This is a genomic window from Neotamlana sedimentorum (assembly GCF_000943565.1).
GTDB lineage: Bacteria > Bacteroidota > Bacteroidia > Flavobacteriales > Flavobacteriaceae > Neotamlana > Neotamlana sedimentorum.
Window position 1 is genome coordinate 147,862 of the sequence record NZ_JTDW01000006.1, and the last position, 12,929, is coordinate 160,790.

Sequence of the window (12,929 nt, forward strand, 5' to 3'; positions counted from 1 at the left end):
ATGAAACAATACCACGATTTAGTAAAACACGTTTTTGCAAACGGAAACGAAAAAGGAGATAGGACAGGAACTGGAACTAAAAGTGTTTTTGGATACCAAATGCGTTTCGATTTAAGTGAAGGATTCCCTATGGTTACTACCAAAAAATTGCACTTAAAATCAATTATTTACGAATTACTTTGGTTTTTAAAAGGAGATACAAATATTAAATACTTAACCAAAAACGGTGTTAGAATCTGGAACGAATGGGCCGATGAAAATGGCGATTTAGGCCCTGTTTACGGTCACCAATGGCGCAACTGGAACAGCGACGAAATAGACCAAATAAAAGAAGCCATTGAAACATTAAAAAACAACCCGAATAGTCGCAGAATGCTAGTTTCGGCTTGGAATCCTTCCGTTTTACCAGACACTTCAAAAAGTTTTAGCGAAAATGTGGCAAATGGAAAAGCAGCTCTACCACCATGTCATGCTTTTTTTCAATTTTACGTAGCTAATGGGAAGTTGTCTTGCCAATTATACCAACGCAGCGCCGATATATTTTTAGGTGTACCGTTTAATATTGCATCGTATGCATTATTTACCATGATGATGGCACAAGTTTGTGGTTACCAACCAGGGGAATTTATTCACACCTTTGGTGATGCTCATATTTACAGCAATCATTTTGAGCAGCTAGAGCTTCAATTATCTAGAGAACCTAGACCATTACCAAAAATGATTTTAAATCCAAAAATTAAAGATATTTTTGACTTTACCTTTAACGATTTCACGCTGGAAGACTATAATCCGCACCCACATATTAAAGGTACCGTTGCAATTTAGGACATATTAAATAAAGCACTTTTATGTAAAAGTGCTTTTATATTTAATATAGCAATAGTTATACAGTTATAACGCTATTTTCTGCTCCTGCGTAATCGTTCCATGCCAAAGCATCAGCTTCTTCATCGTTAGTATAAACCGTTTCGTCAATTAAATATTTAAATTCATAAGAATTATCTTTTTCCAAATCAATCGTCCCTTTAAATGTCCCGTTTTTTAACTTTTTTAACGGATTTGCCTCGGCATTCCACTTATTAAAACTTCCGACCACTGAAACCTGTGAAGCATCATCTTCTGGAGTAATTGCAAAAGTAACTTTACAAATAGGCTTCGATTTTAAATACTGTTTTTTAATAGACATAATTTTTTATTTTTAGCATTGTTTCTATACAAATTTATAAAAGTTTTTTTTTAATTATTTTTTTTTAAATCTAATTGAATTAGAATTATTAATTTAATAAAATCAAAGGTAATTTTTCTTACTTTCTGTTTTTTTTCACTGGTTAACCACTTTTTATTAAAGCTTATTTTTTGTTCTTTCCTGATTTTTAAATAGTTCAATGCGAAATTTTATTAAAAAAACAACTCAAAAAAAGCATTAACTTTGCACTTTATTTATTACCCATGTTTGGAAAAAAGAAAACTAAACCACAAATAGACAAAGACCAGTTAGAGCTTATAGAAAATGCGCAAAAACGTATAAAACAAAAAAAGCGCTTATACGTACATTTCGTTATATTTTTAATTGGAGCTATATTTTTAATTGTTGCTAATACCGTTTTGGGTATTGGTAAGAACATTACACCCTTAGGAAAAGAATGGTTTCTATATGCCATTTTAATTTGGCTATTCCTTTTTATTTATCACCTTTTTAATGTTTTTATAACTCATAAATTTATGGGAAAAGCTTGGGAAAAGGAACAACTCGAAAAGCTAGTTAGCAAACAACAAGACCGAATTAACAAATTAAAAGAAGGTCTATTAAAAGAAGAAACCTTAATTGCAAAATCTGAAGCTTTTAAAGACACTAATATTAAAAACTCAAACCTAACGATTATTGTTGCCGCTGCAGAAAATAATGCTATAGGTAAGGGCAACAAACTTATTTGGCATTTAAGTGACGACCTTAAACGCTTTAAAGTGTTAACTAGCGGACACCACATAATTATGGGTCGAAAAACATTTGAAAGTTTCCCAAAGCCTCTTCCAAACAGAATACATATTGTAATTACACGACAAAAAAACTACGAGGTCCCTACCGGTGTTATTGTTGTAAATAATTTACAAGATGCTATTGATGCGGCAAAAAGCGACTCGCAACCTTTTATAATTGGTGGTGGAGAAATTTATAAACAAGCTCTTACATTTGCTAGTAAAATAGAATTAACTCGGGTGCATCACAGCTTTGAAGCCGATACATTTTTTCCAGAAATTGACAACACTATTTGGAAAGAAACAGCTAATACCTTTCACACTAAAGACGCTGAGCACGATTATGAATTTTCTTTTATTACCTACGAAAGAAAATAAACTAATTATGAATAGCGAGAGGTGATTTCACCTTAGGTTTAAATTATGGTAAAAGAAATTCAACTTCGTATTTCTCTAAAGGAAGAAGAAATCAGTAATATTCTTGTTATAAAATCGGCTATAAAACTAGCCATTAATCAAGACGATATTACGGGAATTAAAGTGTTACGCAAATCTATTGACGCACGAAAACCAAAAATAATTTTCAATTATAAAGTTGCAGTTTTTATAAAAGAACCTGTTCCAAAATCATCGGAATACAATTTTAATTATAAAGATGTATCAAAAGCAAAATGCGTTCACATTATTGGTTTTGGTCCTGCGGGCATGTATGCTGCCTTACGTTGTATAGAATTGGGATTTAAACCCATCGTTTTAGAACGCGGTAAAAACGTTCAAGATCGCCGTCGCGATTTAAGAGCAATAAATCAACATCACGATGTAAACGAAGATTCGAACTATTGTTTTGGAGAAGGCGGTGCAGGAACATATAGCGATGGCAAACTTTACACCAGAAGTTTAAAACGTGGCGATGTTCGTAGAATTTTCGAAAATCTAGTTTACCATGGTGCAACGCATCAAATTTTGGTCGATGCACATCCACATATCGGTACTAATAAGCTACCTAAAGTGGTTCAAAATATTCGTGAAACTATTTTAAACTATGGCGGAGAAATTCATTTTAATACCCGTGTCACCGATTTTGTAATTAAAAACAATACAATAAATGCTTTAATTTTAAACGACACAGAAGAAACGCCCGTTGAAAAGGTAATTTTAGCAACCGGACATTCTGCTCGCGATATTTTTTACCTTCTACATAAAAAACAAATAGCAATTGAAGCAAAATCGTTTGCTATGGGTGTTCGCGTAGAGCATCCGCAACAAATTATAGATTCAATTCAGTTCCATTGTTCTGGAGACAGACACGAATTATTACCAGCCGCATCCTATAGTTTAGTTCAACAAGTAAACGGACGAGGTGTATATAGTTTTTGCATGTGTCCTGGAGGCTTTATTGTGCCTGCAGCAACAGCAAATGGCGAAGTTGTTGTAAATGGCATGTCACCATCCAAACGCAATAACCAATTTGCCAATTCTGGCATCGTGGTAGAAATTGACGTGAATAACGATTTACCAAAATACAACCAGTTTGGTGCGCTTAAAGGACTTGAATACCAAAAGAATTTAGAAAAATTAGCTTTTACATCTGGAGGTCGAAGTCAGGTTGCACCTGCCCAACGTTTAACAGATTTTGTTGACGGAAAACTATCGAACAACTTAAACGCAACCTCGTATCAACCGGGAATAAACAGCGCACCATTACATTCTCTACTTCCAAAATTAATTGGAAGCAGATTACGAAAAGGATTTGCGGCTTTTGGTGATAAAATGAAAGGTTATTACACCGAACAAGCCAACATTATTGGCGTAGAATCCAGAACCTCATCGCCAGTTTCAATTCCAAGAACCACTACCTTAGAACACCCTGAAATAACTAATTTATTTCCTTGCGGCGAAGGTGCCGGATATGCTGGAGGAATTATTTCGGCTGCTATGGATGGTGAACGTTGCGCCGAAGCTGCAACTAATAACTTGAAGTTATAATTAATTACTACTTTTGCAAAACTAAATAATAAAACATGAACGCATATATTTTCCCGGGACAAGGTGCGCAATTTTCAGGAATGGGTTTAGACCTTTATGAAAATTCACCACTAGCACAAGAATTATTTGAACAAGCAAATAGCATTTTAGGTTTCAACATTACAGATATAATGTTTGAAGGAACTACTGAAGCCTTAAAAGAAACTAAAGTAACTCAACCAGCTATTTTTTTACATTCGGTAATTTTGGCTAAAACATTAGGCGATAGTTTTAAACCAGATATGGTTGCAGGACATTCTCTAGGTGAATTTTCGGCATTAGTTGCAAGTGGTGCATTAAATTTTGAAGACGCATTAAGTTTAGTTTCAAAACGTGCGTTAGCTATGCAAAAAGCATGTGAAATTAAACCAAGCACAATGGCTGCCGTTTTAGGCCTAGAAGATAATATTGTTGAAGAAACTTGTGCGAATACCGAAGGTATTGTTGTTGCTGCAAACTACAACTGTCCAGGACAATTAGTTATTTCTGGTGAAATTGAAGCTATTAATGCGGCTTGCGAAACCTTAAAAACAGTAGGTGCACGTCGAGCATTAGTATTACCTGTAGGTGGTGCTTTTCACTCACCTTTAATGGAGCCTGCACGCGAAGAGTTAGCTGCAGCTATAGAAAGCACAACATTTAATAAACCTAATTGCCCAATTTACCAAAACGTAACAGCCAATGCTGTAATCGATGAAATAGCGATTAAAACCAACCTAATTTCGCAGCTTACGGCTCCTGTAAAATGGACTCAATCTGTGCAGCAAATGATTGCAGATGGTGCCACTTTGTTTACAGAAGTTGGACCTGGTAAAGTGCTACAAGGCTTAGTAAAAAAAATAAATAGACAAGCTGAAGTTACTTCTGCAACTTTAGAAACAATTAGCTAAAAATGAAATTTACCAAACGCTCTATTTTTATAACAGTTGTTATTGTTTTAACAATTGCAGTAGATCAAATTTCTAAAGTTTTAGTAAGAGCCAATGTTATTGGACAAACAGAAACACAACCAAGTGAACGAATTTCTATTATTGGTGATAGTTTTTGGTTAATGAATGTTGAAAACACAGGAGCTTTTCTAGGTATGGGTAGCGATTTAAACCCAACCTTAAGATTAATTTTATTACTTATTTTACCAATATTAGTTTTAGGATTTGTTTTACGATACATTATAAAAGATAAAAGTTTAGACAACTGGTCTCTTTTTGCCTATGCTAGTATAATTGGTGGAGGCATTGCCAATATTTACGACAGGATTTTTTTAGGTTCGGTTACCGACTTTCTGTTTATAGATTTAGGTAGTGTTTTTAAAACAGGTATTTTTAATATGGCCGATGTTTCGGTTACTACTGGAATGATAATTTTAATATTTACCAACTTTAAAACGAAAAAGGCTGCTAATTAAAAGCAGCCTTTTTCGTTTTATATAAATGTTGAATGTATCACTATTTTCCTCTTACCTTTTTTTCCCATTTCCAAGCCGAAGCCATGGCATCATCTAAACTTAGTTTGGTTTCCCAGCCTAATTCATTTTTAGCTTTTTGAGTATCGGCATAGGCAGAAATAACATCTCCAGCCCTTCTATCTACTAATTTATAGTTTAATTTTTCTCCCGAAACTTTCTCAAAAGATTTTATAACTTCTAAAACAGAACTTCCTGTACCAGTACCAAGATTAAAGGTTTCGTATTGTTTTTTATTTTTACCTTTTAATAACCTCTGTAATGCTACTACATGCGCCTTTGCCAAATCTACTACGTGAATATAGTCACGAATACAAGTTCCATCTGGCGTTGGGTAATCGTCTCCAAAAACCGACAGTTGTTCTCTTAAACCAATTGCTGTTTGCGTTATAAATGGCACTAAATTTTGAGGCACACCCAAAGGCAACTCTCCTATATTAGCCGATTCGTGCGCTCCAATTGGATTAAAATATCGTAATGCAATAGCTTTTATACTAGGTATAGCATTACATGTGTCTTGAATTATTTCTTCACCAATTTGCTTTGTATTTCCATATGGAGACTCAGCTAACTTTACAGCTGCATCTTCTGTAATTGGTAATTTATCGGCCTGTCCATAAACCGTACAAGACGAACTAAAAATAAAATTAGCCTCTGGTAATTTCTTTAATTCTTTTAAAATATAAACTAAAGATCCTACATTATTTTCATAATACATTAATGGTTCTTTTACACTTTCCCCTACAGCTTTATTAGCTGCAAAATGTATTACGCCTTTTAAGTCGCTATGTTTTTTAAAGAATGATTCAACGGCAGATTTTTCCTTTAAATCTAATTTTTCAAAAACTGGTGTTTTTCCAGTAATTGCATTAATACCATCTAAAACTTTTTCAGAAGAATTAGATAAATCATCTATAATTACAACTTCGAAGCCTTCGTTTTGCAATTCTACAACGGTATGAGACCCAATGAAGCCTAATCCGCCAGTGACTAAAATTTTACTCATTTAAAAAATTTATTATGGTTGATGTTATGTATGCAATTTGTTCATCATCTAACTCGGTATGCATTGGCAAAGAAATAACTTCTTGCACGAGTTGATTGGTTACTATAAAATCGTCTTCATTATATCTTTTTTCATCGGCATAAGCTTTTTGTTTATGCAACGGAATAGGATAATACACTCCACAAGGAATTCCTTTTTCGTTTAAATGCTTTACTAAAGCATCGCGATTACCCGATTTAATTCTTAAAGTATACTGATGGAAAACATGACCGTGTTCGTTTCGGAATGGAAGAATGACAGCGTCTATATTTTTTAAAGCCTCGTCGTATTTTTCAGCAGCACCTTGTCTGGCTTTATTATATGCATCTAATTTTGGTAATTTAGCGTCTAAAACTGCAGCTTGAATACTATCTAACCTAGAATTAACACCTACAACATCATGATGATAGCGCTCATACATACCATGATTTACAATACCACGAATGGTATGCGCTAAATCATCATTGTTTGTAAAAATAGCTCCACCATCACCATAACAACCTAAATTTTTTGATGGAAAAAATGATGTAGCACCAACATCTCCTATGGTTCCTGCCTTAAATATTTGTCCGTTATTACTTTTATAACTCGCACCAATAGCCTGAGCATTATCTTCAATAACATACAGGCTGTGTTCTTTAGCAATCTCCATGATGGCATCCATATTAGCACATTGCCCAAATAAATGCACAGGAACAATAGCTTTTGTTTTAGGAGTGACGGCTTTTTTTATAGCGTCGATGTTTATATTAAAATCATCCGGGTTTACATCAACTAAAACTGGTGTTAATTGTAAAAGAGCAATTACCTCAACGGTTGCGGCAAAGGTAAAATCAGCAGTGATTACCTCATCGCCTGGTTTTAAACCCAAACTCATCATTGCAATTTGTAAAGCATCGGTACCGTTAGCGCAAGGAATAACGTGTTTTACACCTAAATATTCTTGTAAATGCTTTTGAAATTCATGAACCTTTGGTCCGTTAATATATGCTGTGTTTTCTAGAACTTCTTCAATCGAAGCGTTAACAGTAGTTTTTATATCGTTGTATTGACCCTTAAGGTCTACCATTTGTATTTTCTTCATCTAAAAATTATTAAAGTCTTCTGTATAAGTTAATAAGACCTACTTATTTACATTGCTTTACCTAGCGTTGTTGGTTACGAAATTACAAAATTCGACTTTGTTATCACTAATTTTAATTCAAAAGAAATGTATTTTAGCATAAAATTAAAGTTTGAGTTTTTTATATAATATCACGATACAAGCCTCTGGATTGGTTTTAAAAGGTATTGCTCCTTTTAATGAAAAAATAAAAAAAGGAGTTTTAGGCCGAAAAGAAACCTTTTCAATTTTAAAACAAAACATAGAAAAAACCGATAAAACATTATGGTTTCATTGTGCTTCTTTGGGCGAATACGAACAAGGATTACCGGTATTTAAAGCACTTAGAGCACATTATAAAAACCATATCATTGTACTCAGTTTTTTTTCGCCTTCGGGTTACGATATTCGTAAAAATTCACCTATTGCCGACGTTGTAGTATATCTTCCTTTAGACAGTAAAAAAAATGCAGTTACCTTTTTAAATATTGTAAAGCCCGAACTTACAGTTTTTGTTAAATATGATATTTGGCCAAACATTTTGACTGAACTTAAAAATCGTGGATTACGAGCCATTTTAATTTCGGCCGCTTTTAGAAAAAATCAAAGTTATTTTAAGTTTTATGGACACTTCTTTAAAAAGGCACTATTTGCTTTCGAATACATTTTCACTCAAAACGAAAGCAGCAAAAAACTACTAGAAAGTATAAATTACAAAAATGTTTCTGTATCTGGAGACACGCGCTTCGATAGAGTTTCAAGCCAATTAAAGTTAGACAACAACCTTCCTTTTATTCAAGATTTTAAAGACACTAAACTTTGTGTTGTAGCTGGTAGCACATGGCCCGAAGGCGAACGCTTTTTATCTAATTTCATAAACACCCATAACGATTTAGACGTAAAATATATAATTGCACCACACAATATTAAAACCGGTGAAATTCTTAATTTAAAATCAAGTTTACATTGTAAAACTGTTTTATATTCAGAAAAATCAAATAACAACCTAAAAGAAGCCAAAGTCTTTATTGTAGATACGATTGGTATTTTATCCAAAATTTACAATTATGCAAATATTGCTTACGTTGGTGGTGCTTTAGGAAACACTGGGTTACACAACACTTTGGAACCAGCAGTATTTGGGATACCAATAATTATAGGCAATAACCATTCAAAATTTCCTGAGGCGGCTTCTATGATTTCGCACGGCGGCATGTTTTCAATTTCTAACCAAACCGAATTTAACAATAGCTTAAACAAGCTTATTAAAAACGAAACATTTCGATTACAATCTGGCCGAAAAAATTTACAATATATTAAAGAAAATAGAGGCGCCGTAATCCAGATAGTCAACTATCTTCGTATATAAAAACAAAACCTAAATAATATTAAATATCATTACAAATTCATTAACAAATAATATAAACCAATGAAAAAATTAATTTTAAGTTCAGTTTTTATTTTAGCTTTAAGCTTAACCTTTACATCATGTAGAGACACAAAAAATGCCGATTCTGCTGAAGAAGCTTTAGAAAACGCTGCCGATGCAACCGAAAACGCTTTAGAAAAAGCTGGTGATGCCGTAGATAACGCAGTAGATAGTGCTGACAAAGCAATTGACGATGCTGTTGATGCTGCCGAAGGTGCTGCTGAAAAAACTGGAGATGCTATTGAAAGCGCTGTAGATTCTGCAAAAGATGCAGCTAATAAAGCTGGAGAATCTGTAGATAATGCAGTTGAATCTTCAAAAGAGTCGTTAAAAAAAGCAGGTGATGCTGTAGAAAAAAAAGTTAACGATTTAAAAGAACAATAAAAGTTAGCTTACTTTTATCAATAAACTTTAAAAACCGCTAAAAAGCGGTTTTTTTTATTAAATTTAAGCCCTAGAATCCCAATTGATTAAGGAAACGATGTATACCCCCTATAAAATAAATTTCTTTTTCATTTTATTCATTTCGACTGTTTTTTCGATGTCCGCTCAAAAAAATGAGATTGTAACTGAATTTATAGATAGTGGCACTATTTATAAAAATGCCAACAATACAACTGCCTTAATACAGTTTGAAGAATTTGATAAATGTATTGTTACTAGTTTCGTTGGAAAATACACATATAAAGTTAAATTTAAAGGAGTTGAAGGTTATGTTCGCGATAGGTTTCTTTTAGTTAATGAAGCCATGATGGATTTATATTTCAATTATGAAGAAACGCAAAAACTAAAAGCCATAAAATCTCGCGGAAAAAGTGCAAAAGATTTAGAAATTATAGCACAACTAAAACAAGATTCTACTAACCAAGTTGAAGAAAAACGAAAACAAAGTGACGCTTTAAAATCGGAACAGTTACGATTGGCAAACCTAAAACATCAAAAAACTCAAGATTCTGTTGCGAAAATTAAAGCTGAAGAAATTCGTTTGGCAAAAATACGTTTAGAAAACTTAAAGCACCAACGTCAGCAAGACTCTATTGCTAAAGTGCAAGCAGAAATAGCTAAAGCCGAAAAACTTAAACTTGAGCAACTTAAACAAAAACGTATTCAAGATTCTATTTCTAAATTGAAAACTGAAGAGATTCGTCTAGCAAAAATCCGTTTAGAAAACTTAAAGCATCAGCGTCAGCAAGACTCTATTGCTAAAGTGAAAGCAGAAATAGCTAAAGCTGAAAAACTTAAACTGGAGCAACTTAAACAAAAACGTATTCAAGATTCTATTGCTAAAGCGAAAGCTGAAGAAGCGCGCCTGGAAAAAATCCGTTTAGAAAACTTAAAATACCAACGTCAGCAAGACTCTATTGCTAAAGTGAAAGCAGAAATAGCGAAAGCCGAAAAACTAAAGCTTGAGCAACTTAAACAAAAACGAATTCAAGATTCTATTACAAAAGCGAAAGCTGAAGAAGCGCGTCTGGAAAAAATCCGCTTAGAAAACTTAAAATACCAACGTCAGCAAGACTCTATTGCTAAAGCGCAAGCAGAAATAGCTAAAGCAGAAAAACTAAAACTTGAGCAACTTAAACAAAAGCGTATTCAAGATTCTATTGCAAAAGCGAAAGCCAACGCGCAGGATGATGCTATAGATAGAGCTAAACAAATAGAAAAACGCAAACAACTAATTGCAGAAGCTGCCGAAAAACAGCGTTTAGAAACCATAGAAAAGCAGCGTATTGCAGACTCAATAACCAAAGCCCGGTCTACCGAAACAATGAGTCAAGACCAAGCCTACCGAAACACGTGCCATTATTACATAAATGAATACGATAGTTTTAACCATCAACAATTAATAATTACAGAAAAATACTTTATAAGCGAGCAACTTAACATTGAGCTTTTACGTGAAGGAAGCACTACCAAAATTCATTTTAATTTCTCCGAAAATTTAGGCTGTGTAGATTACGTTCCGAGTAGACGATCGAGCGTTCGCGTTATTCTAGAAAACGGACAAGGTTTAACCTTTTATCATTCTGGAAGTTTAGACTGTAATTTATTTAGTTTAAAGGCCAATTTACCAGAATCGTATTTAAACCTTTTAAAGCAATCTCCTATTAAATCGATTAATTTAAAAGCATCGAAAGGCGCTGTTCTAATAACCGATATTAATTATAAAGACTTCTTTATTGAAAAGCTAAAATGCATCGAATACTAATTACTATTTCGTTCATTTCTGTTTTTGGCTTTATAAGCTGTAAGAACTCGACCGAAAACGGCATTAATTTAGCTCATGCTAAACGTTATATACAAGGGCTTAATTTATCTAACAAAGCACAAATTTCAGATTTAATTTCAGATAGTTTAACAACAGTTATTCCTGCGTACAATTATAAAGTAGCTTATTCAAAACCAGATTATTTAAATAATTGGTTAAAATGGGATTCTGTTTTCAATCCGTCGTATACTATTTTAAAAATTGAAGCAGAAGCCGATTTTGTAAAAGTAAAAGTTTCAAAAACCGATGAACGCATTAACTTTTTTATGGGAGAACCTTTTATTACAAACGAAGTTTTTCACTTTAAAAACAACAAAATAGTTTCAATTGAAACCACCTATTTAAATTTTAATGAGGATGTTTGGGAAACTAATAAATCGAATTTTTTTAACTGGATTGAGACTCATGACCCTAATTTAAAAAACTTCATGTACAACCAAACAGAGACAGGTGGAATAAAGTTAAAAAGAGCGATTGAACTTTATAGGCAACAACAGAAGCAGGAAATTACACCAATTTATGAATAAATTAAACCGATTTTCTATCTATAAAATTAAACGGGTTTTTAATTTTTCCGCTTCTTATATTTAAAACTACATCCGCTGCTGTTTCTCCCATCAATTTAAAATCTGTAGATATACAAGTAATTCCTAATAATTCTTTTAGCGGTGTATCGTTATAGGAAATAACACCAATATCTTTACCTAGTTCAAATTTATATTCACGAATTCGATTTATTAAATTAACTAAATCTAATTCTTCTATAGTTATAAATAAATCGTGTTTTTTTAAAATCATATCGTCGTAAACTTCGTCAATAATTTCAAAATCGAGATTATTTTCTACGCAAAACTTCCTAAAACCATGTAAAATTCTACCAGGGTAAGGATACATCGATTTACGAGGATATGTTAAAAATAATTTTTTGTATTTTTTTATTTTAGAAAGACCTTCTGTTAAAGCAAAATAAATATCATTTTCAAAATCTTGGTATACTATATCTAACTCTATGTCGATTTTATCGTTGTCTAGTAAAAGTAAATTTTCTTTAGGAATCTGTTTTATTGCTTTTTCAGTTAACGGCGTAAAGCTTACATGTTTTAAGTTTTCCGTCTTAAAATGAGGCATAATTATAAAATAATCGTAAGCTTTATAATTTTTTTCAAGCAAATTTAAAAACAAGGTCTCATCGCAATGATAAATTTGCAACTCTGTATGCGAACCACTCCCAATACTATCAATAAACGAATTATAAATTTTCATTTTATAAGTACTTAATTTATTAATTAGAAACAATATATTTAATTTAGAAATTAATTGAGTTCTAGCTATATAAAACCCTTTACCTCTAATTGACGTAATAATTTTTCTTTCTTTTAATATATTATAGGCTTTTTCTACAGTATCTCTAGAAAGATAAAACTCCTCACTAAACATATTTATTGATGGTATTTTCTCATCTATCTTTAACTTTCCATTTGAAATATTAGAGATAATAGAATCTACTATTTGCTGATACTTTGGAATTCGGGAGTCACTATTAATTTCAATTAGATTAAAAATTTCCATAAAACAAGACTAATTTATTTTTATATAGTATATAACTTTAAAGAAAAGTTA

Annotated in this window: 13 protein-coding genes; 9 read left to right on the plus strand and 4 right to left on the minus strand. The window is 32.6% G+C overall.

Annotation, left to right across the window (positions count from 1 at the left end; all coding sequences use genetic code 11):
- Complete coding sequence (locus tag PW52_RS10185; RefSeq protein WP_044632838.1) at positions 1–825, plus strand: thymidylate synthase; 825 nt, start codon at positions 1–3, stop codon at positions 823–825.
- Between the two features lie 58 nt (positions 826–883).
- Here the strand turns inward: PW52_RS10185 and PW52_RS10190 are convergent, their stop codons facing one another.
- Complete coding sequence (locus tag PW52_RS10190; RefSeq protein WP_044632839.1) at positions 884–1,186, minus strand: isoamylase early set domain-containing protein; 303 nt, start codon at positions 1,184–1,186, stop codon at positions 884–886.
- A 263-nt stretch (positions 1,187–1,449) separates the two neighbouring features.
- On the opposite strand from PW52_RS10190, the gene PW52_RS10195 reads away from it, so the two are divergent.
- Genes PW52_RS10195 through lspA form a run of 4 tightly spaced genes read left to right on the plus strand, consistent with a single transcriptional unit; the run spans position 1,450 to position 5,407 of the window.
- Positions 1,450–2,355 carry a dihydrofolate reductase gene (locus PW52_RS10195; RefSeq protein WP_044632840.1) on the plus strand — a complete coding sequence of 302 codons (906 nt, stop codon included), beginning with the start codon at positions 1,450–1,452 and terminating at the stop codon, positions 2,353–2,355.
- Positions 2,356–2,400: 45 nt separating this feature from the next.
- A complete protein-coding gene (locus tag PW52_RS17870) occupies positions 2,401–3,963 on the plus strand; it encodes an NAD(P)/FAD-dependent oxidoreductase (RefSeq protein WP_044632841.1) in 1,563 nt (520 codons plus the stop codon).
- A 35-nt stretch (positions 3,964–3,998) separates the two neighbouring features.
- A complete protein-coding gene (gene fabD, locus PW52_RS10205; RefSeq protein ID WP_044632842.1) occupies positions 3,999–4,892 on the plus strand; it encodes an ACP S-malonyltransferase in 894 nt (297 codons plus the stop codon).
- Positions 4,893–4,894: 2 nt separating this feature from the next.
- Positions 4,895–5,407: a signal peptidase II gene (gene lspA / locus PW52_RS10210; protein ID WP_044632843.1), complete on the plus strand. Its 513-nt coding sequence runs from the start codon at positions 4,895–4,897 to the stop codon at positions 5,405–5,407.
- A 40-nt stretch (positions 5,408–5,447) separates the two neighbouring features.
- On the opposite strand, the gene galE is transcribed toward lspA, so the two are convergent.
- Complete coding sequence (gene galE, locus PW52_RS10215) at positions 5,448–6,470, minus strand: UDP-glucose 4-epimerase GalE (RefSeq protein WP_044632844.1); 1,023 nt, start codon at positions 6,468–6,470, stop codon at positions 5,448–5,450.
- Positions 6,463–7,593: a DegT/DnrJ/EryC1/StrS family aminotransferase gene (locus PW52_RS10220; RefSeq protein ID WP_044632845.1), complete on the minus strand. Its 1,131-nt coding sequence runs from the start codon at positions 7,591–7,593 to the stop codon at positions 6,463–6,465. Before PW52_RS10220 ends, galE begins: the two co-directional genes overlap by 8 nt.
- Positions 7,594–7,744: 151 nt before the next feature.
- On the opposite strand from PW52_RS10220, the gene PW52_RS10225 reads away from it, so the two are divergent.
- The 4 genes from PW52_RS10225 (at position 7,745) to PW52_RS10240 (ending at position 11,836) form a co-directional block, all read left to right on the plus strand.
- Positions 7,745–8,980, plus strand: coding sequence for a 3-deoxy-D-manno-octulosonic acid transferase (locus PW52_RS10225; protein WP_044632846.1), 1,236 nt, complete (start codon positions 7,745–7,747; stop codon positions 8,978–8,980).
- Between the two features lie 60 nt (positions 8,981–9,040).
- The gene (locus PW52_RS10230; RefSeq protein WP_044632847.1) at positions 9,041–9,424 is read left to right on the plus strand and encodes an Rv0909 family putative TA system antitoxin; all 384 of its coding nucleotides are present in this window, start codon (positions 9,041–9,043) and stop codon (positions 9,422–9,424) included.
- 157 nt (positions 9,425–9,581) lie between these two features.
- Positions 9,582–11,249: a coiled-coil domain-containing protein gene (locus tag PW52_RS10235; RefSeq protein ID WP_044632848.1), complete on the plus strand. Its 1,668-nt coding sequence runs from the start codon at positions 9,582–9,584 to the stop codon at positions 11,247–11,249.
- Entirely contained in the window at positions 11,234–11,836 is a 603-nt protein-coding gene (locus tag PW52_RS10240; RefSeq protein WP_044632849.1) for a hypothetical protein, read from the plus strand. Before PW52_RS10235 ends, PW52_RS10240 begins: the two co-directional genes overlap by 16 nt.
- A gap of 1 nt (position 11,837) precedes the next feature.
- Here the strand turns inward: PW52_RS10240 and PW52_RS10245 are convergent, their stop codons facing one another.
- The gene (locus PW52_RS10245; protein ID WP_044632850.1) at positions 11,838–12,878 is read right to left on the minus strand and encodes a GntR family transcriptional regulator; all 1,041 of its coding nucleotides are present in this window, start codon (positions 12,876–12,878) and stop codon (positions 11,838–11,840) included.
- Positions 12,879–12,929: the final 51 nt, after the last annotated feature.